The following is an 18854-nucleotide window of genomic DNA, read 5'->3' on the forward strand; positions in this document are numbered from 1 at the left end:
GTCCCGGCGCACACCGACCCCGCTCACACCGACCCCGCTCACACCGTCACGGCACGCTCAGCGTGATCGCCCCCGTGTAGGTCCGCCCCGGTGCGAGCACGGTCGGTGTCCCGTCCACCATCATCGTCACCGGGCCCCCGTCCGGGGCGGTCACCGCGCTGTCCGCGTCGAGGGTGAGGGAGCTGAGACACGACGTGCCGGTCACCGTCCAGGCCGAACCGCCGGCCAGGGTGACCAGGACACCGTTGTTGACGACCGGCTGGGCGGTGTTGGTGACATGGCCCAGCTCGGTGTACTCGGCGGATCCGATGGAGTCGACAGCGTGCCGGGAGACGGAGGCAGACAGGACGCCCTCGATCGTCGAGCGGTCGAAGGCCAGCGCCAGGTTCTGCCCGCTGCGGCGCGCGTTGAAGAAGTCGCCCCGCAGGGAGACGTCGGTGAAGGAGGCCGTCGTGTCCGCGTCGTGGACCTGGGTGACGTCGAAGGCGTCGTCGCGGACGGGGGCGTCGGTGGGTTCGGTGTACACGCCGTTGATGGAGCCGGGGTTGTCGGTCTCCATCAGCTGGAGGAGCACGCCGTTGCCCGCGGTGATCCGGGCGCCCTCGGAGCCGTCGACCGTGACGGTGGCCCGGACCGCCTTGACGAGGAAGACCGTGTGGCGGGTGGTGAGCACCGTGGAGCCGGTGATGTGCAGGGTTCCGGCCCCGTGCCACATCACGCCGAAGCCCCGGGAGTCGATCCGGGAGCCGCGTGCCGGGAGCGCGGCCAGTTCGGCGTCCGACAGACCGAGACCCAGCTCCGCGTCGAGGGCGGCGACCGCCTCCGCGGTGCTGTCGCCGTAGGACACGGTGCCGTTGGAGGCGCCGATGATCGTCGCGTACGTACCCGCGTCGATCTCGCAGCCCAGGAGGCGCTCGACGACATTGCCGTCGGCGAAGGTGCCGTACCCCTCGGCGCCGAGGTTGGCGATGCGGCAGTTGACGGCGGTGGCGTACGAGTTGGAGGTCGAGTCGACGGAGAAGGCGCCCCAGGTCTCGGACTCGACGGTCGAGGAGAGGTAGGTCGCCCTGGTGTTCGTGCCGAGGAGGTTGGTGCTCCGGACGTTGCCGGAGATGCCCAGCCGCCACGGCACGACCAGCATGTTCGCGCCGCCCGCGGGGACGTAGTCGGCGGGCAGGACGCCGTTCAGACAGCGGATGCTCGAGTTCTTCACCACCAGCGTGCTGCCGTCCTCGGCGACGATGCCGCTGCGGACCACGCCGGTGTTCGCGATGGTCACCCCGTCCACGACCAGGGTGGTGCCCGCGCCCGTCGCGACCACGGCGGCGCCGTCCCCGACGAAGTCGCAGCGGCCGTTGCCGGTGAAGGCGATCTCCGACCGCCGCAGGGTGTAGGTGCCGCCGTCCGCCACGTACACCCCGTCGAAGGCCTCCCCGGTCGACACGATGCCGACCCCGGACGCACCGGAGTCCGTCACCTCGCCCCCGGTCACCGCGGACAGCGCGGATCTGGCGGTCACCACCCCGTCGGCGCCGGCGTACAGCGCCTGCCGGAGCGCGAAGGTGACGTTCGCGAAGGTCGCGGTGTTCTGCTCGGCCACGGTGAGCACGATGTCGCCCGCGTACGAGCCGGGCGCGATCGTGGTGGCCGTCGCCAGCGTCGCCGTGAGCACCGAGCCGGTCTCCACGCCGTCGACGGTCATCGTCAGGCTGTACCCGTCCGGCACGGCGAGCGCGCCGCCCTCGGCGATCGAGAGCGCGGTGAGACGGGTCGTGGCCGTCAGCAGATACGTCTCACCCGCCCCCACCGACAGGGTGCCGGCCTGCTCCGCGGCCTGGGCGGGCGCCGGCACGGCGGGCAGGACGAGGGCGGCCGCGCCGACGGTGAGGAGGGCCCTGACGCGGGCCCTCATGGGTATTCCGGAGTTGTCGGTTCCTTCGATGGGTTTCATGCGACAAGTCTTTAGTGTCGACACTAAAAGCCAGTCAAGGGACTGTTCCTTGATTCATAGCCTCAACTGTCGACACTGGAGCTCGTCGGGGTCCCGTCACCAGGGCAGCGCCCCCTCCGCGTCGAAGTAGCCGCCCGTCGGCCCGTCCGGCCCCACCTGCGCCATCCGGACGACGATCTCCGCGCCCTGCTCCACGGTCTGGATGCCGGTGTTGCCGTTCAGGTCGGTCTTGGTGAAGCCGGGCTCCACCGCGTTGATCCGCATGCCCGGGAAGGCCTTCGCGTACTGCACGGTGATCATGTTGAGCGCGGTCTTCGAGGCCGGGTAGGCCAGGCCCGGGTAGGCGCGCGTCGGCGTGCCCGGCTCGGAGACCTTCGTCAGGGAGGCCAGACCGCTGCTCACGTTGACGATCACCGGGGCCGGCGAGCGCCGCAGCAGCGGCAGGAACGCGTGCGTGACACGGACCGCGCCGAAGACGTTCGTCTCGAACACCTCGCGTACGTCGTCCGCGGTCACCTCCGCCGCGCCGGGCACGGTGTTGCCGGGTCCGCGGGACTCGACGCCCGCGTTGTTGATCAGGACGTCCAGGCCGCCGCCGGCCTCGATGGCCTTGGCCGCGGCCTCGACGGACGCGTCGTCGGTGACGTCGAGCGGAACGGCCCGCGCGCCCAGCCGTTCGGCGGCCCGGCGGCCCCGCTCGGCGTCGCGGGAGCCGAGGTGGACGGTGTGGCCGGCGGCGATGAGCCGACGTGCGGTCTCGAAGCCGATGCCCTTGTTCGCGCCGGTGATGAGTGTCGTGGTCATGGCTCCAGACTGCGTCGCAGGGACGGAGGCAGACAGGTCCCTCGTCTTCCTGGGACCGCCGGTACCAGGTAGTTCCCGGCCGGGCGGTGCACAGTGGTGGCATGACGGGTACGGAGTTCGGCCGCACGGTACGGCGCTGGCGGGACCGGGTCTCCCCGGACGCGGCGGGACTGCCCTCGGGCGGCCACCGGCGCGCCCCCGGGCTGCGGCGCGAGGAGCTGGCGATGCTCGCGGGGATCTCCGTCGACTATGTGACCCGGCTGGAACAGGGCCGGGCGGCGAATCCGTCGGAGCAGGTCGTCGAGGCCCTCGGGCGGGCGCTGCGGCTGTCGGCGGCCGAGCGCGCGCACCTGTTCCACGCCGCCGGGCTGGTGCCGCCCGGGCGGGGCACGGTGCCCGCGTACATCGCGCCGAGCGTGCACCGCATGCTGGACCGGCTGACCGGCACGCCCGTCGCGGTCTCCGACGCGTCATGGACGCTGCTGCTGGCCAACCCCCTGCACACGGCGCTGATGGGCGAGCGACACGGACCGGAGCGCAACGGAGCGTGGCGGATCTTCCTCGGCGGGGACGGCCGCGTCCGCCACACCGAGCAGTCCCGGCGGGCGATGGAGGCCGCGGTCGTCGGCGATCTGCGCGCGGCCGCGGGCAAGTACCCGGCGGACCGGCGGCTGCGGGAGCTGATCGCCGAACTGCGCGCGGGCAGCGAGCGGTTCGCCGGACTCTGGGACTCCGGGGCGGTGGGCCACCACGAGGCGTCCCGGAAGACCATCGACCACCCCCAGGTCGGCACCGTGACCCTCGACTGCGACGTGCTCAGCGTCGCGGGCAGCGATCTGCGCATCATGATCTACACGGCGGAGCCCGGCAGCCGCGACGCCGAACGCCTCGAACTCCTCGCGGTCCTGGGCCTGCAGACCCTCGGCCCCCGGTCTTCGTCGGGCGAGTGACCAGGTCAGTTCATCCGCGTCGACGGGGGCGTCAGCCGCTCGTCCACGGTCCGCAGGTACGCCTCGACCGCCGGCAGGTCGGTCCGCTCCAGGTCGTCGGCGCGCAGGACGACACGCAACTCGGGGGAGACCGCGGGGTCGGCGCGCAGGCTCTCGGTGAACGTCTCGACGATCAGCAACAGCAGCTGGGTGCGGTCGAGTTCCACGATCCGCGCCAGCCCCGCGCCGATCAGCGGGACCGCCACCGGTCTGAACAGACCGTGCCGGGCGACCGACGGCCACAGGCGCTCCAGGGCGAGACGCAGGTCGGCCGGTGCGGAGCGGGCGCGCAGATCGTTGCCGAGACGGGAGTAGGCGAGGGCGAAGACCCGCCGTGTGCCGACCGGGACCGCCACCGTCGTACCGATCGGATAGCGGGTGCGGCGGCCGCGCCGCTTCGCCCGCAGGCTCTCCGTGGCGAGCGGGGTGAACTCCTTCAGACCGCGGCGCAGTCCGTCGTCCAGCAGTCGGTGCCGGCCCTCGAAGAGACGGTCGACCAACTGGCCCTGCACGCTCTCGCGGCTGATCACCACGTCCTGGTCGGTGGAGGTGTCGAAGGTGTCGGAGAACCCGACGACGATATTGGCGTCCTCCTGGTCGAACAGGTCGCCGCGGACCACGACGACGTCCACCCGCAGCCCGCGCAGGGTGTGGCGCAGCAGTTCGTCGCCGTGCCGCTCCCGCAGCCGGGCGTTCAGCCGGGCGAGCGTGGCGGCGGCCTCGGGATCGTCCGGGCGCTCCCGGGCCGTCCGCTCCGCCACCGGCAGGGCGAGGTCGTAGCGGCCCAACGCGGTGTGACCGGCGACGAGTTCACGCAGGGCGGTCTCACGCAGGCGGGTCAGCCGGCGCACCGGGGCGGCGGCGAACTCCTCGTCGTACACCTCGGCCAGCGGCAGGCCGCGCCACAGGCGCAGGGCGTCCTCCAGCAGCCGTACCGCCGAGGCCGGCGCCGCACGCAGCGCCCCGCCCACCAGATGGGTGAACTCGGCGCTGTCCAACTCCTCGCGGTCCAGCACCAGTTGGTAGGTGCTCTGCACCCCGCGCGCGGTCGGCAGCAGGGCCGTCCGCACGATCCGGACGCCGAGTCCGGGCCCGGCGAGGTCGAAGGCGCGCCGCAGCTCCAGGATCCGCTTCTGCACCTCGTTGCGGCCGCGCAGGTCCTGGCGCGGCAGCGCGGCGGTCTGCTGCCACACGTCCCGGTACAGCCGCCGCGCCGGGACGGCCTCGCCCTCGGCGGCGACCAGACGGACCAGCAGGCGCGCGGTCAGCGGGGTGAGACGGGCCGGGGTGCCGTTCACGTCGAGCCGCACCGGGCCCAGGACGTTCACGCGTACGCGCGGTGTGCGGGTGTCCACGCGCCTCGCCCCCTCCGCCGCGTGACCGCCCGTCAGCAGTGCTGCCGGAAGTGCCGTCAGCGTACCCGGGACGCCCTGGAGGGAACCATGCGTTCGACCGGAGCCCGCCCGCCCGGCCCGGTCGAGCGGTACGGGCCCCCTCCCCCGGGCGGGGGCCCGTACCGCGGTTCATCGGGGCCCGGGGTCCGGCCGTCCCGTGCGCCCGTACGCCGTCAGATGGCGGTACGGCCAGGTCTGGCGCCAGTCGGAGCCCGTGTCGTCCACCTTGCAGCCCGCCAGCTTCAGCCGCTGCACGATCTTGCTCAGGGCGGTCTCGGAGCCGTCGAAGCGGATGACGTTCATGCCCGCGATGTCGGAGACCGGGCGCAGCGCACCGACCTCCACCATCAGCGTCCGCTCCGGGTAGGCCATCAGCACCATGCCCAGTTCGATCAGTACGTTCGGCCGGGGCTGCCCGGTCGGCTCCGTCTCGTACGGCGGCTCGTTCGCCCCCCGCAGATCCGGGTGCAGCTGGACGACGTCGTCCGGGGTGAGCAGCACCAGGGCCGCCTGGGCCTGCGCGGGGGCCGCCGCGACGACCTCGCCGAGGAAGGGCGCCGTTTTGCCGGTGGCCCTGACCAGGTCCTCCCACTCCAGCGGACGCAGATCGAGCAGCCGCAGCAGGTCGAACATCTTCACCCGCACCTCCTCGTCCCGCCCGTGCACGACGAACACGTTGCGGCTGCGGTCCGGGGAGGGCCCGTCCTGGGCGGGGTGGCCGTCCCCGGCCGGAGCCGGGACGCCGGTGGAGAAGTGCTGTGTGCCCGAGTTGCTGTTGTCCTGGTCGCCGGACCCGAAGTTGCTGTGGCTGCCGAAGGTGTTGCCGCCGCCGAAGGTGTTGCGGGTACGGGAACCACCCGCGTCCGGCGCCCCTGAGGTGCCGTTCATCGATGTCATACCCCCTGACCGCCGGTCGGCCGCGGGGAGGACCGCGGTGTCTGCCGGGCGGGCCGCGACGCCCGCTGGGAGAAGCGCTGCGTCCCGGAGTTGCGGTTGTCCTGCTTTCCCGGGCCGAAATTGCTGTGGCTGCCGAAGGTGTTCCCGCGCCCGAAGTCCTGGTTGAGGATGTTCGTCTGGCGGGCCTCGTGCTCGGTCAGGTCCACGTTGTGCTCGTGCAGGTAGTCGAGGATGACGTGCAGCAGCTTGCGCTCCACGATCTGTGTGTACTTGATCGTGTCCGTCTCCTGGAAGAAGTGGTGGAACTCGTCGCTGGTGGCCAGCTCCCGGATGCTGGTGAGCGCCCCGCGGTCCAGCACGCCGTCGGCGTAGCGGCCGAGCCGGAACTCACTGGAGTCGCCCCCGCGCAGCACCCAGACCAGGGTCTGCTTCCAGTGCCGCGGCGACAGTTTCGACGACTGGATGAGGAGCTGGTCGACGACCGGCCTCAGCACGGCCGCGGGCGCGCCGCGCAGGGTGTCCCACGCGACCCGGAGCAGCAGCGGGGCGTCCAGGGTGGCGGGCAGCCGGTCCACCAGGTGGAAACCGGCCCGGATCGGCGCGAGCACGTACGAGTAGAACTCGGTGTGGAGCGTGTTCCCCTTGAGGTCGAAACCCACGAACGCCGTGGTGACCAGCTCCTGGTTCCACGAGCCGACCCGCACACAGAGGTAGGTGCGCGCCGAGTCGTAGACCTCGTCCCAGTGGTTGTCGTTCCCGGCGGGGTTCCCCTCCCGCCGGCCGGGGCGGGTCGTGACGGCCGTGGTGAACGTGGAGCGCTCGACGGCGAGACCGTCGATCCGCTCCGACTGCCGGACCTCGTCGCGCAGTTCGGCGGCCAGACGGGCGGTGACATGGGCGGTGATCTCCTCGACGGTGAAGGGGACGACCTCCTTCCGCCCGGTCCCCCGGACAGCCCTCCCGGGCTCCTTCGCCGTGCCGGCGGGCGGCGGCTGCCGCTGCTCGAACACGCTCAGCGGCGCGCCGGTCAGCAGCTCGGCGGTCGACCAGCGCCGCACCGGCACCCCCGCGCCGACGAACGGTTTGTACCCGCCGTAGTGGATCAGAGTGCCGTCCGAGGCCTGCTCACGGTCGATCTTGGCCACCAGCTCGGGCGTCAGCAGAGGATGCCGGGGGTACGCGCCGGTGAACCCGCCCGTGCCGCCCGTGCCGAGGGGCTCCTCGGTGCCGCGGCGCAGCCGGTTCACCAGGGTCTGGAGGGTGACGACCCGCCGCAGATACGCGGTGACCCACAGCAGCCACAGCAGCGTCAGAAGGCCTGCCGCCCAGTACAGCACGCCGACGCTCATCAGGAGGATCGTCAAGGCGGCGCCCGCGCCGAGCACGGCCAGCCGGGCGCGGCGCAGCCGGCGCGCCGCCAGCGCGTGCGCGAGCACCGGAACCGCGTCGTAGCCGTAGGACGGCGCGACCACCCGGAACCGGTGGGTCAGCAACTCCCGGATGACGGTGGCCCGGTACACCGGGTCGAGGTACGTGCCCGCGCACAGCAGCCGGGTCGCGTCGCTCGTCGCGCCGCCGGCCGTACGGCCCGCCGCCGGGCCGGACGTGGAAAGCGTGTCGGTCGCCATGGTCTCGCCCCTCTCAGTCGGTCGCTCTGATCCGGGCGTCGACGATGACCCCGGACACCACGGTGTAGACACCGGTGTACGACTGCCGCGTGCCGTCGCTGAGCAGCGCCTCGAGATCCACCGACACGATGTCGCCCTGGACGGAGTTGACGGTGATCTCGTCCCGCACGGTGTCCCCGAAGCCCGCGACGAAAGCCTCGTAGTCGTCCTCGAGGTTCTTGCCGCCGAGCTCCCAGGCCAGCGCGAAGTCACGCCCGTTGATGGCCGAGTAGTAGCTCACGACGATGTCGCCGGGATCGGACGGCATGTCACCGCCGGTGGGGCTGTCGCTGTCGGACGGACCGACGCTGCCGGACGATTCCGAAGGAACGCCGCTGTCGGAAGGATCGCCGCTTACGGAGGGATCGCCGCCGTCGTCGTGATCGCCGATCTCGGAAGGACCGTCACCGACGGTCGGCGGAAGCGGCGCGGAGGAGACGAAGCCGTACGTGCTCTCGGCGGCCCTGGCTCCCGTGCTCCCGGAGGCCAGCACGGGCAGAAGTGCGATCAGCATGATCACCAGGGCGGGCAGGAGCGGGATGCCGGCGATGAGCAGCGCGTACGTCCGCTCCTGCCCGGGGGCGGGTAACAGGCTCGGCGCCTCGTAGGTCCCGCCGGGCCGGGTGTCCGGCGGGTGCGCAGGCGCCCCGGATCTCGACGGGTCGACGGGGTGGTTCGCATGAGTCATGGGGCCCTCGCAATTCCCGGCAGACCGCCGGATCCTCGCCGTGCTCACCGGAACGACCAGAGTCACACGACCAGCTGCCCCGCTTCCATGGCCAGGCCTCACACCTGCCGAACCGCTTCCGATCCGCTTCCGAGGCCGTGGGCGGGCGACAGCGCGGCGGTGGTCTCAGCCGCGTCGGCCCAGCGCCCGCAGTACCGCCTCCAACTGCCGCAGCGGCTCCTCGCCCACGAAGCGCAGGACGACCGTGCCGGCGCCGGCCGCCGCGAGTTCGCCGACGTTCCCGGCGGCCTCCTCGGGGCTGCCGGAGACGGTGAACACCTCCTCCTGCGGGCGGCCGAGCCAGGCGCCGTGGCCCTCGGTGTGCGGGTGGAGGGTGCGGGACACCTCGGCGGGGTCGTCGCCGACGCAGGCGAAGGAGAAGACGGTCAGGGTGTGCTCGGGCCCGGCGCCGCCCTTGGTGGTCAGCGCGCGGATGTTCTCCAGGTCGTCCGGCCCGTGGCCCTCGGCGATCAGCGTGCCGTCGGCGACCCGGCCGGACAGCTCGAGGGAGCGGGGCCGTACGACCCCCGCGACGACGGGCGGGACGTCGGCCGGCGGATGCACCAACCGCACCCCGTCCAGCCGTACTTCGCGCCCGTCCAGCTCCACCCGCTCCCCGAGCAGCAGCGCGCGCACCGAGGTGATCGTCTCCTCCAGCAGGGACAGCGGGGAGCGCGGCGCGACACCCACCTGTGCCATCCACTCCGGCACACCGTGCCCGATCCCGGCGACCAGCCGCCCCGGGAACACCCGTGCCAGCGTGGCGATCTCCATCGCCAGCAGCGCCGGGCTGCGCAGCGGGGCGGGGGCGATGCCGATGCCGACCCGAAGCCGTTCCGTCGCCCCGAGCGCCACGGCCGCCGCCGACACCCCGCCGTTCCACCCGAGATCCTCGACCACCCACAGGTCGTCCGCCCCGAGCCCCTCGGCCTGCCGCGCGAACCCGGGCAGCCCTTCCGGAGCCCAGTCGCGGTCGTACATCACACCGATCCGTACGTCGTTCGTCATGTGCCGGAACCTATGCGGCGGACGACGGAAGGATCAACGACGTATTCACGCCGGGGATTTCGGCTCCGCGGTCCCGCCGGGCGCGCGGGTGCGGGCCCGCCGACCGTCGGGTCGGCGGGCCCTGTCCGGGACGTCTCAGTCCTTGACCGGCTTGCCACGGCCCCAGCCCCAGGCGAGACGGTCCGCGCCCGACTGGTTGGTGGTCTCCAGCCATGGACGGTCGACCGGGCCGACGAGCTTCTGCAGGGAGTACGTGTCGTCGGTGCGCAGCCCCGGCCAGTACACCGAGCCCATCTTCAGCTCGCGGAAGGTGTCGGTGACGGCCTGGATGAAGTTGACGTAGTTGTCGTCCGGGGTCTTCACGTTGTAGTTCAGCCCGGTCGTCATCGGCGCGCCGAACTCGTCCGCCACCGTCCGGTTGGCGCAGTCGCCGATGCGCACCTTCAGGTCGGCCACCCACTCGTCGTAGGTGGCGTACGACTTCCAGAAGCCGTAGTGGTGCAGGGAGAGGTAGGTGCCCTTCAGGCGCGGGTCGGCGCAGACGGAGGTGACGTGGTCGTTGTAGCCGGCGCCGCTGACGAAGACCCGGTTGCGGGGGACGGCAGGGTAGGTGTTCAGCCACTTCGCGGCGATGTCGGCCCACTCGGTGTCCGTGTAGCCGTGCGGCTCGTTCATCGGCTCGAAGTAGACGCGCTTGTCGTTCTTGTACGCCTTGACGACGGTGTTCCACATCGGCCAGTACGTGGCCTCGTCGTCGATGTAGCCGTCCTTGCGGTCGCCCGTGCCCTCCCAGTAGGACACGATCACCTTGAAGCCCTGGTCGGACGCCGCGTCGATGACTCCGCGGTACGACTTCCAGTACGCCCCGTCGACCGTGTACGGGTTGATCGGCAGCCGGACCGTGTTGGCGCCGAGGTTCGCGCGGAACGCCGCGATGACGCGGCTCGCCTTCGCGTACGTCTGCCGGTACGTGTCGGACGTCGACAGGCCGGACAGCTGGAGGTAGTCGTCGGCGAAGTTGTCGCGCGGGTCCGCCCAGTTCACGCCCCTGAACTGGGTCGTGTCGGTGGCCGGGGCGGCGGAGGCCGAGGCGGGGGCGGCGGCGAGGGTGCTGCCCACGACCGCCGCGGCGGCGACCGCGACGAGGGCGGCACGCGGGCGGGGGGACCGGGAGGCGGGGGAGGAGGCTCTGGTGGGGGTCTGGCGCATCGACTTGCCCTTTCGAGGACGACGATGTTTGCGTAAACATCGAGCCCGTCCAGTGGCTGATGTTTACGCAAACATGGCGGCGCCGGAATCGTGGCACCCTGCCAGGTGATCGTCAAGGTTTCGCGCGCGTAACGTTTGCGAGGGGAGTGACGCACGAGGCCGGAGAGACGCCTCCCGGCGCCGGTTCAGGTGGCCAGCGGGTTCAGGGTCAGCGGCGCGATCCTGCCCTCCAGCATGGCGCCCAGACCCTGCGCGGCGCAGATGTCGGGCCGCTCGGCGATGTGCACCGGCATGCCGGTGTACTGGCGCAGCATGTGGTCGAAGCCCGGCAGCAGGGCGGAGCCGCCGACCATCATGATCCCGCGGTCGGCGAGGTCGGCGACCAGGTCCGGCGGGCATTCGCGCAGCACCCGGCCGATGCCGTCCAGCACGGCCGTCAGCGGGGTCTCGATCGCGTCCCGTACGGCGGCGGTGTCGACCTGCACGGAACGGGCGAGGCCGGTGGCGACGTCCCGCCCGTGGATCTCCGTGCGCGCCGGGCCGTGCGGGGTGAGGCCGTTGCCGGAGAGGGCGAGCTGCAGCGGTCGTACGGACTGGCTCGGCAGCATCAACTCGTGTTCGTGGCGCAGGTGTTGCACGATCGCGTGGTCCACGGCCTCGCCGCCGACCGGGATCCGCTCGGCGGTCACGATGGAGCCGAGGGAGAGCACCGCGACCTGGGTGGCGGCCGCCCCGCACACCATGACCATGGTGGCTTCCGGCTGCTCGACGGGCAGCCCGCAGCCGACCGCGGCCGCGATGAGGGTGTCGACGAGCTCCACGCGGCGCGAGCCCAGGCCGACCAGCGTCTCGACCGTGGCGCGCCGGGCGAGCGGGTCGGCGTCGTGCGGGGTGCAGGCGGCGGCCCGCAGGAACGGCTTGCGGCGCAACTGCCGGCGGATCTTGTCGCCCAGCAGGTGCCGCAGCATCCGCTGGGCCATCTCGATGTCGACGACCGTGCCGCCGGAGACCGGCCGCATCACCCGGATGTAGTGGGGGGTACGGCCCGTCATCCGCTCGGCGAACTCGCCGACCGCGATCAGCGCGCCGGTGCGGGTGTTCACGGCTGCGACGGACGGCTGGTCCACGACGAGCCCGGCCCCCCTCACATACACCCGGGTCCGCGCCGCACCGAGATCGACGGCGAAGTGGCAGCGGCGCAACTGCTCCAGACTGGCGGTCATGGCGGGTCCTCCCGAGAGCGCAGACCGTGGGGCCGCCGAGCCGGCGGCCCTCTCGTACGGGTGGGCCGCCGGACGGTCGGCCTCCTTCGCATCCTGGGGGGCGGAGAGAGGGGGCGCCTGTTCAAGGGGGCCGGCTGGGGTACGCCCGAACGGGACAAGGTCACCGAATGGAACGCCGAGCGCCGTGAGAGAGGAAGACTTCGGCCGTCAGATCGCTGCGTCGATCACGCTCTGGCGGCCCTGGCGATGGCTGAGGAGTGGATTGAGCGAAATACAGAGAAGCCAGCAGTCCACCCACACATACGGCTCCGGCGGGTGCCCGCCGCGCCAGTGGTGCATGGCCCCCGCGCCGGCCCGCTACGGCAAGGGGCTGCGCTACGTCAGCACTAGGCAGCTCTAGCCGACCGTCAGCGCCGCGTCTCGCCGAGGGCGGCACGCAGCCAGTCAAGCGAGCCGGTCTCCAGCACGGCGTCCGCGAGGGCCTGGCCGCTCTTGGTGGTGATCCGGCTACGGCTGTTGTCGATCCACCGCTGTGCGTCGGCGTAGCCCTGGGCGCGGTACTCGATGCCCTGGATCATGCACTCGAACTTGTCCGCGTCCCGGGCGCAGACAGCCTCCGGGGACTCCTTCGCCTCGTACTCGCCGACCACGGCGCGGATGGCGTCGGCCAGGCCCTCGGGCATGCCGGCGACCTGGTCGGCGGTGATCGCGCGCGGGTCCGGCTCGCCCTGGGTGTACTTCTTGCCCAGGTGGTTCACGTCGCCGGTGCGGGTCTCCTGGGAGTCGTGCCATACGGCGAGGAGTGCGGCACGGGCCGGGTCGGCACCTTCCATCTGAGCGATGATCGAGGCGATCAGGGAGGTTCGCCAGGAGTGATCCGCTACGGACTCCGGGTCCTTGACGCCGGCCATCCACCACCCGGACCGCTTGGTGTTCTTGAGCGTCCCCGCCTCGAACAGGAAGCGCGCTACCGCAGTCAGCTCCTGGTCCTCGGACACCGTCGGGCTCCTCTCACGCCTCGGCGAGGCGGATCGCATACAGGATGCTCTCCAACTCCCGCCGCGCACGCGACGAGAGTCCTCCGCCATCCAACATGATCGGGAGCCTCTCGCGTAGGGCCCGGGCTGCCTCGCCCGAGCTGAGCAGGTTGGGCCGGATCTGGAGCAGTGCCCACACGCTGTGGATGTTCAGGTCCACATAGCCGTGCTCGGGCGCGATGCCGTCCACCAGGTGGGTGAGGAGCTTGTCCCCGTGCCAGGGGCCCAGCGAGCCGTCGGCAATAAAGTCGTCGGACAGCTGCGGGAGGGGCGCCTCGCCCACCCAGTACGCCCAGTAAGCGAGGTTCGCGGCCTCGCCGGCGTCGTCCTGGAGCGCGGTGCCGATGAAGAAGTCCATGCGGTCCCGGTCGCCGTGCCGGGCGGCCACTGCGGCCACCGAACGGTTGTTGAGCCAGGCGGTCAGCCAGTCGTCAGGGCGCTCCGTGCGCTGCTGGTGGGCAAGCCAGTCCCCGGTGTCCGCCGCCCGGTCGTAGCCGGACAGGTAGAGCGCTTGGCGGCGAAGCAGGAACTGTTCGGGCCCGCGCGCCTGCTCGGCTGTGGTACGCATGCGAGCGAAGAAGGTCTGCAACTCCGGCGCGGTCAGCTGCGGCCCGGACGGGGCCGGCCCTCGGCGTGAGCGGGGCGGCCTGGGCAGCTCACGCACAGGGCGCGGAGCCACCTGGTCGAGTGGCCAGACCAGGACTTCCGCGAGTTCGCGCTGCATGACCCCGGGACGGTCAAGGTCCACGTGTACGGATCGGCGCCCGACAACCTGTCCGTCGGCGCCGACCTCGCCGGCAAGCTCGCCGCCGTTCATGGCGCCGCCAAGGCCCGGGTGGTCTGGTTCCACGGCCCCGACCAGCCCGAGGCACACGCCCATGGCGCGACCCGTGTCCAGCTCAAGGAGTTCAACGACGGGCCCGGGCAGGCCCCGGACGCGCGGGTGCTGGACTACAAGCAGCTCCGCGAGCCCGAGCGGTTCGCCGTCTTCGCCGAGCTGATGGCAGCAGACGGCTTCGCCTTCCTCTACGAGCGGATGCGGGCCGGGACGGTCGGCCCGGTCCTCACCGTTCTCCACGAGGGCCGCGTGGCCGGCGCCATCGGCCCCATGGAGATGATGAACGATCCCCGCGGGCGGGCGCGGCTACTGCCCCAGTACTTGGGCGTCCTGCCGGAATACCGCGGCCTCGGTTACGGGCGGGCCCTGTGGCGCGCCGCGATGCGTTGGGGCCACCTGCACGGCGCGGCGTACCAGCTCCTCCAGACCGAGGTGGGTGGCGCGTCCGACCGCCTGTGTTTGGCCGAGGGGCTGACGTCGCTCGGGTTCGTCAACCAGAGGGCTGCCTGACGACCGTTGCTCTCTGCGCTGCCCTGGTCGGCCGTTCCGGCGGGGCGGCAGCAACAGCGCCGCCACCGTGTCGCGTGGGCCGTTGCCGAGAGCGGGCCTACGACCTAATTGGTCGAAGGGTCAGTCATCACGCTCCTTCGCTTCAATCTCCTCAACGAGGCTTTCCGGCTCGTACATCGCTTCCAGGACCCAGAAGAGCCCTTCTGTGGGAGCTGCATCGTCCGTGCTCTCATCGTCCGCGCTCCCGTCGATCAAGAATCTCACGAAATCGGCAGCCTCATAGGTTGCGGAAACCCATGCCACGAGTTCCCGCTCGGTGACCGGTTGTGAGAGTTTGTTTCTCCACTCGACTGGATTTGCTCCGATCTGTGCGGCCCAGAGAGCGCCTGCGACGATGGCGATCGCCGACTCGTCGAAGGCTGATTTGTCGAAGCCTGTGATCTCGTCTCCGGCTTCATCCGCCATGAGCGCCGCCCCGACCGCCTGATCGAGAACCTTGTGCATCAGCATGTCGGCGACCGACATGGATAACCCGGACTCGCTCTCCTCGTTCTCGTCCTCATGCAGTGAAACCCTGCCGTAGGGGTATTTCATGCGGATCACCGTGAACAATGCCCTCAGCAGGGTGGCGAGTCCTCCGGTGATCTTCCTCGTGTCCATCGCCTGGACCGATCGATACTCCGGTAGTAGACCGGACCCGCCCGGCAACAACCCTTCGATGATCCTGGTGGCCGTGGCAATGTCACCGGGAACCTCGAGTGGATTCTTCGCCCCGAGCGCCAGTCGGTCGGCGTCCTGTGCGCTGACGATGGATGCCACGTGATGGCCGTGCTTTGTCAGACGCACGGGTTTGCCGTCCTGTTCCACTCCGGCCACCAGCGTGGTCAGTAACCTCCGCGCTTCGCGAATTCCAAGCTCTTGCTCTGAATCCTCGCTCATACAGCTCTGTTGTCCTTGACGTCAAGGGGGCCCTGTCCGTGCTCGTGTACACACAGCTGTTTGCCCGTCATGAACCCGTTGAGCCACTCTGCAGAGGGCGAGCGGAGACGGTATTTCCGAGTGTGCATCTCCTCGCTCCCGGTTCGGTGTTGATCTAGTGTGAGAGAGGTTCGGATGCGTTGGCTCACGCGGACTCGACTGCTGCGTAGCGGACGGAATGGTCGCAGGATAGCTGGGGTCGGGGTAGCAGTGCTAGCGGCTGCTCAAGGGGTCCTTTTCTGGACCTCCCCTCCACTGGGCGGCGCAGTTGCGGCATCAGCAGCCCTGTATTTCGCTCTGTTGGGTGCCATGGAGAGGGAACACAGGGCACCTCCAGTGCCAACAGAGGATAATGAGAGGGGAGATGGAGGAGATTCCCGTCTCGGCTGACTCGTCGTCATCCCGATGGCATCGGCTCAAGCGCGGGCGGAAGTCGGTCACCTGGCTCTGAGGGTGGATTCGAGATCGTGTCTGTCCGCCGGCGGCTGAAGGGTGGTGGGCCGCCGGAACAGCGCGCCGGGCCACCACATCCAGCGCCCCACGTCCAGGGTCAGCGCGGTGACCAGGACCGAGCGGACGATCAGGGTGTCCAGGAGTACGCCGAAGGCCACCGCGAAGCCGAGTTCGGCCGCGAACACCAGGGGCAGGGAGGCCATCGCCGCGAAGGTGCCGGCCAGCACCAGGCCGGCCGAGGTGATCACACCTCCGGTGGCGGACAGGCCGGTCAGCGCGCCGCGCCGGGTGCCGTGCAGCAGGGTCTCCTCGCGGACCCGGGTGACCAGGAAGATGTTGTAGTCGATGCCCAGGGCGACCAGGAACACGAACGTCAGGAGCGGGAAGGAGGCCTCCGCACCGGCGAAGTGGAACACATGGTCGAACACCAGACCGCTCACACCGAGGGCCGCGCCGAACGACAGCACCACCGTCGCCATGAGCAGCAGCGGGGCGACGACCGCCCGCAGCAGCAGCACGAGGACGAGGAACACCACGACCAGCACGATGGGGATGATCACCCGGGAGTCGCGGGCGGCCGCTTCCCGGGTGTCGAGAAGGATCGCCGTGCTGCCCCCGACCTGGGCGTGCGCGCCCTCGATCCGGTGGACCGCGGCCCTGGCCCGCTCGACGGTGCGCATCGCCTCCGTGCCGCTGGGATCGTCGTCGAGCTCCCCGAGCACCATGGCCTCACCGTCCTTGACCACCGGCGCCGAGACGTCGGTCACGCCCGGGACGCCGGACAGCGCGGTCCGCACCCGCTCCGCCGAGCCGGCCCGGGCCAGGACGTACACGGGGTCGCCCGACCCGGCCGGGAAGTGCCGGGAGCGGATCTCCTCGCCGACGACCGTCTGCGGCCTGCCGGTGAACTGGTCCTTGGCGGCGAGCCCGTCGGCCCTCAGCCCGAGCGTGCCGAGCGCCATGGCACCGAGGACGAGCGCGGTGCCGGCCCACACCAGCCGCGGCCGGCCGGCGACGGCGGTCCCGACCCGGTTCCACAGGCCCTCCTCGGCCGCCCCGGTCGCCCCGGCCGACCCGTACGACGGCCGCACCGGCCAGAAGATCCAGCGGCCGCAGACGACCAGCAGCGCCGGCATCAGGGTGACCATGGCGAGCAGCCCGACGAGGACACCGACGGCACAGGCCGGACCGAGCCCCTGGGTGGAGTTGAGGTCGGCCAGCATCAGCAGCGTCAGGCCGGCCGCGACGGTCATGGCACTCGCGACGATCGCCGGGCCGGAGCGGTGCAGGGCCTGAGCCATCGCCGCGTGCCGGTCCTCGTGCCGCCGCAGCTCCTCCCGGTACCGCGAGGTGAGCAGGAGCGCGTAGTCGGTGGCGGCGCCGAACACCAGCACGGTCAGGATGAAGCCGGTCTGCTTGTTGACGGTGAGTCCGGCGTGCCTCGCCAGCAGGTAGATCACCGCTTCGGACGTGACCAGGGCGCCGCCCGCGGTCAGCAGCGGCAGCAGGGGCAGCACCGGGCTGCGATAGGTGAGCAGCAGGATCAGGACCACCACCGACGCGGTGATCGTCGTCAGGGCGCCCCCTCCGCCGAAGGCCTTGATGGAGTCGGAGGCGTGCCCGGCCGGTCCGGTGACATGGAACCCGAGACCGTCCGTCTTCGCCCCGTTCTTCTCGCCGACCTCGGTGAGGGCGTCGACGACCTTGCCGATCCCCTCCCAGCCCGTCCGGTCCTTGCGGATCTGGACCACGGTCTGGACGGCCTCGCCGTCCTCGGACGTCACCGGGCCCTGGGGCTGCCCCACGACGCCCTCGACGCCCAGGAAGGCCTCGGCGTCGGCGCGGGCCTCGGCCAGGTCGGCGGAGGTGATGCCGCCGGGCCGGTCGTGGATCACGATCGCGGGCAGGGTGTCGGCGGGCTGGAACCGTTCGGCCCGCTCGACGACCCTGGTCGACTCCGCGTCGCCGGGCAGCCAGGCCGCGTTGTCGTTCTCCTCGACGTCGCCGAGCCGGCCGGCCAGCATCAGGGCCGGCACCAGCAGGACCGCCCAGAGGGCGACGACGACCCATTTCGCCACTCTGCCGCTGGGCAGTGACGCCAGTGTGCGCACCATGAGGACTCCTCGCTGTCCAGGGGACGGTCAGGCGACGTGGGAGAGCTTGTCGGGGTTGGCGACGGCGTAGATCCCGCACACCTGGTCGCCGTCCGGGGTGAGGTCGAGGACGAGGACCGCGTACGGCGTGTCGCCGACCAGCAGCAGGGCCGACGGGGCGCCGTTGACCGTGCGGTAGGCGATGTCGAGGCCCTTGCCCGAGTGGGGGGCGACGGCGGCGAGCAGCCGGGCGACCTTCTCCCGGCCGTACAGGGGCCGCACGCCCCCCGCTCCCTTGCCGCCGCCGTCACCCCACAGGGCCACGTCGGGCGCCAGGAGCTGCAGCAGGGCGTCCAGGTCACCGCCGAGCGCGGCGGCCAGGAACCGTTCGGTCACCTGCCGGCGGACCCGCGGATCGGGCTCGTAGCGGGGCCGCCGGGCATGGACGTGCTCGCGGGCCCGATGGGCGAGCTGACGGATCGCCGACGGACTGCGGCCGAGGATCTCCGCGATCTCGGTGTGGGCGTACCCGAACACCTCGTGCAGCACGAACACCCCGCGTTCCAGCGGAGTGAGGGTCTCCAGGACCACCAGCAGCGCCATCGACACCGACTCCGCGCGCACCGCCGCGTCGGCGGCGTCGACGGGCGCGGGCTCGTCGGCGAGGGGGCCGACGAGCGGCTCCGGCAGCCAGGGCCCGACGTAGGTCTCCCGGCGGCGGCTCACGGCGGCCTGGTGGGCGAGGGCCCCGTTCACCGCGATCCGCACCAGATAGGCGCGCGGGTTGTCGATCCGCTCCGCGCCCCGCGCCCGACGCCGGGCCGCCCACGACAACCAGGTCTCCTGCAGCACGTCCTCGGTGTCGGAGACGCTGCCCAGCAGGTTGTAGACGATCGAGAACAACAGCTCACGGTGGTCGCCGAACACCTGTGTCGCGGTGTGCGCCACCGGATGCGGAGCGTGGGACATCGAAGGGCCTCCCGTCGCGGATGCATTCCGAGCTGAGAGGGACCCGGGGACCCGGAGTGTGACATCCACCCCCTGGAAAGTGACCCACGTCTCATCGGCGGCCCGCC

General features: G+C 71.4%; 17 protein-coding genes. 3 read left to right on the forward strand and 14 right to left on the reverse strand.

Going from position 1 to position 18854, the window contains the following annotated elements; genetic code table 11:
* Window positions 1-46: 46 nt before the first annotated feature.
* Both ACIRF9_RS03685 and ACIRF9_RS03690 read right to left on the reverse strand, forming a co-directional pair.
* A complete protein-coding gene (locus ACIRF9_RS03685) occupies window positions 47-1951 on the reverse strand; it encodes a hypothetical protein (RefSeq protein ID WP_403815658.1) in 1905 nt (634 codons plus the stop codon).
* Window positions 1952-2047: 96 nt separating this feature from the next.
* Window positions 2048-2755: an SDR family NAD(P)-dependent oxidoreductase gene (locus ACIRF9_RS03690; protein WP_403815661.1), complete on the reverse strand. Its 708-nt coding sequence runs from the start codon at window positions 2753-2755 to the stop codon at window positions 2048-2050.
* 101 nt (window positions 2756-2856) lie between these two features.
* On the opposite strand from ACIRF9_RS03690, the gene ACIRF9_RS03695 reads away from it, so the two are divergent.
* Entirely contained in the window at window positions 2857-3705 is an 849-nt protein-coding gene (locus ACIRF9_RS03695) for a helix-turn-helix transcriptional regulator (RefSeq protein ID WP_403815664.1), read from the forward strand.
* A 5-nt stretch (window positions 3706-3710) separates the two neighbouring features.
* Here the strand turns inward: ACIRF9_RS03695 and ACIRF9_RS03700 are convergent, their stop codons facing one another.
* The 7 genes from ACIRF9_RS03700 to ACIRF9_RS03730 form a co-directional block, all read right to left on the reverse strand.
* Window positions 3711-5099, reverse strand: a complete 1389-nt coding sequence (locus ACIRF9_RS03700) for a macro domain-containing protein (protein WP_403815667.1) — start codon at window positions 5097-5099, stop codon at window positions 3711-3713.
* A gap of 168 nt (window positions 5100-5267) precedes the next feature.
* Window positions 5268-6026 (reverse strand): TIR domain-containing protein, encoded by a 759-nt coding sequence (locus ACIRF9_RS03705; protein ID WP_403815670.1) that lies wholly within the window; start codon window positions 6024-6026, stop codon window positions 5268-5270.
* 5 nt (window positions 6027-6031) lie between these two features.
* Window positions 6032-7663, reverse strand: a complete 1632-nt coding sequence (locus tag ACIRF9_RS03710) for a hypothetical protein (protein WP_403815673.1) — start codon at window positions 7661-7663, stop codon at window positions 6032-6034.
* 13 nt (window positions 7664-7676) lie between these two features.
* Window positions 7677-8390, reverse strand: a complete 714-nt coding sequence (locus ACIRF9_RS03715; RefSeq protein ID WP_403815675.1) for a hypothetical protein — start codon at window positions 8388-8390, stop codon at window positions 7677-7679.
* A gap of 165 nt (window positions 8391-8555) precedes the next feature.
* Window positions 8556-9437: an LLM class flavin-dependent oxidoreductase gene (locus ACIRF9_RS03720; RefSeq protein ID WP_403815678.1), complete on the reverse strand. Its 882-nt coding sequence runs from the start codon at window positions 9435-9437 to the stop codon at window positions 8556-8558.
* Between the two features lie 135 nt (window positions 9438-9572).
* A complete protein-coding gene (locus ACIRF9_RS03725) occupies window positions 9573-10646 on the reverse strand; it encodes a glycoside hydrolase family 5 protein (RefSeq protein ID WP_403815681.1) in 1074 nt (357 codons plus the stop codon).
* Window positions 10647-10831: 185 nt separating this feature from the next.
* Window positions 10832-11869 carry a rod shape-determining protein gene (locus ACIRF9_RS03730; protein ID WP_403815684.1) on the reverse strand — a complete coding sequence of 346 codons (1038 nt, stop codon included), beginning with the start codon at window positions 11867-11869 and terminating at the stop codon, window positions 10832-10834.
* 262 nt (window positions 11870-12131) lie between these two features.
* Between ACIRF9_RS03730 and ACIRF9_RS03735 the strand changes: the two genes are divergently transcribed.
* A complete protein-coding gene (locus tag ACIRF9_RS03735) occupies window positions 12132-12269 on the forward strand; it encodes a hypothetical protein (protein WP_403815687.1) in 138 nt (45 codons plus the stop codon).
* A gap of 7 nt (window positions 12270-12276) precedes the next feature.
* Here ACIRF9_RS03735 and ACIRF9_RS03740 read toward each other — a convergent pair whose 3' ends face one another.
* Together ACIRF9_RS03740 and ACIRF9_RS03745 are read right to left on the reverse strand one after the other, a co-directional pair.
* Window positions 12277-12867: an HD family hydrolase gene (locus ACIRF9_RS03740; protein WP_403815690.1), complete on the reverse strand. Its 591-nt coding sequence runs from the start codon at window positions 12865-12867 to the stop codon at window positions 12277-12279.
* Window positions 12868-12880: 13 nt separating this feature from the next.
* Entirely contained in the window at window positions 12881-13474 is a 594-nt protein-coding gene (locus tag ACIRF9_RS03745; RefSeq protein ID WP_403815693.1) for a transcriptional regulator, read from the reverse strand.
* A 180-nt stretch (window positions 13475-13654) separates the two neighbouring features.
* Between ACIRF9_RS03745 and ACIRF9_RS03750 the strand changes: the two genes are divergently transcribed.
* Window positions 13655-14254: a GNAT family N-acetyltransferase gene (locus tag ACIRF9_RS03750; protein WP_403815696.1), complete on the forward strand. Its 600-nt coding sequence runs from the start codon at window positions 13655-13657 to the stop codon at window positions 14252-14254.
* A 120-nt stretch (window positions 14255-14374) separates the two neighbouring features.
* On the opposite strand, the gene ACIRF9_RS03755 is transcribed toward ACIRF9_RS03750, so the two are convergent.
* The 3 genes from ACIRF9_RS03755 to sigJ all read right to left on the reverse strand — a co-directional run bounded on the left by ACIRF9_RS03755 (window position 14375) and on the right by sigJ (window position 18747).
* Window positions 14375-15193: a type II toxin-antitoxin system prevent-host-death family antitoxin gene (locus tag ACIRF9_RS03755; protein ID WP_403815698.1), complete on the reverse strand. Its 819-nt coding sequence runs from the start codon at window positions 15191-15193 to the stop codon at window positions 14375-14377.
* A gap of 476 nt (window positions 15194-15669) precedes the next feature.
* Entirely contained in the window at window positions 15670-17799 is a 2130-nt protein-coding gene (locus ACIRF9_RS03760; protein ID WP_403815701.1) for an MMPL family transporter, read from the reverse strand.
* A 27-nt stretch (window positions 17800-17826) separates the two neighbouring features.
* Window positions 17827-18747, reverse strand: coding sequence for an RNA polymerase sigma factor SigJ (gene sigJ, locus ACIRF9_RS03765; protein WP_403815704.1), 921 nt, complete (start codon window positions 18745-18747; stop codon window positions 17827-17829).
* Between the last annotated feature and the right edge of the window lie 107 nt (window positions 18748-18854).

This window comes from Streptomyces sp. NPDC096132 (assembly GCF_044763345.1).
In the GTDB taxonomy this organism is placed as follows: Bacteria; Actinomycetota; Actinomycetes; order Streptomycetales; family Streptomycetaceae; genus Streptomyces.

Bases quoted from the DNA above. Each gene is read 5' to 3' on its own strand.
- ACIRF9_RS03685 (WP_403815658.1), bottom strand. From the start codon at position 1,951: ATGAAACCCATCGAAGGAACCGACAACTCCGGAATACCCATGAGGGCC.
- ACIRF9_RS03690 (WP_403815661.1), bottom strand. From the start codon at position 2,755: ATGACCACGACACTCATCACCGGCGCGAACAAGGGCATCGGCTTCGAG.
- ACIRF9_RS03695 (WP_403815664.1), top strand. From the start codon at position 2,857: ATGACGGGTACGGAGTTCGGCCGCACGGTACGGCGCTGGCGGGACCGG.
- ACIRF9_RS03705 (WP_403815670.1), bottom strand. From the start codon at position 6,026: ATGAACGGCACCTCAGGGGCGCCGGACGCGGGTGGTTCCCGTACCCGC.
- ACIRF9_RS03710 (WP_403815673.1), bottom strand. From the start codon at position 7,663: ATGGCGACCGACACGCTTTCCACGTCCGGCCCGGCGGCGGGCCGTACG.
- ACIRF9_RS03715 (WP_403815675.1), bottom strand. From the start codon at position 8,390: ATGACTCATGCGAACCACCCCGTCGACCCGTCGAGATCCGGGGCGCCT.
- ACIRF9_RS03720 (WP_403815678.1), bottom strand. From the start codon at position 9,437: ATGACGAACGACGTACGGATCGGTGTGATGTACGACCGCGACTGGGCT.
- ACIRF9_RS03725 (WP_403815681.1), bottom strand. From the start codon at position 10,646: ATGCGCCAGACCCCCACCAGAGCCTCCTCCCCCGCCTCCCGGTCCCCC.
- ACIRF9_RS03730 (WP_403815684.1), bottom strand. From the start codon at position 11,869: ATGACCGCCAGTCTGGAGCAGTTGCGCCGCTGCCACTTCGCCGTCGAT.
- ACIRF9_RS03745 (WP_403815693.1), bottom strand. From the start codon at position 13,474: ATGCGTACCACAGCCGAGCAGGCGCGCGGGCCCGAACAGTTCCTGCTT.
- ACIRF9_RS03755 (WP_403815698.1), bottom strand. From the start codon at position 15,193: ATGAGCGAGGATTCAGAGCAAGAGCTTGGAATTCGCGAAGCGCGGAGG.
- ACIRF9_RS03760 (WP_403815701.1), bottom strand. From the start codon at position 17,799: ATGGTGCGCACACTGGCGTCACTGCCCAGCGGCAGAGTGGCGAAATGG.
- sigJ (WP_403815704.1), bottom strand. From the start codon at position 18,747: ATGTCCCACGCTCCGCATCCGGTGGCGCACACCGCGACACAGGTGTTC.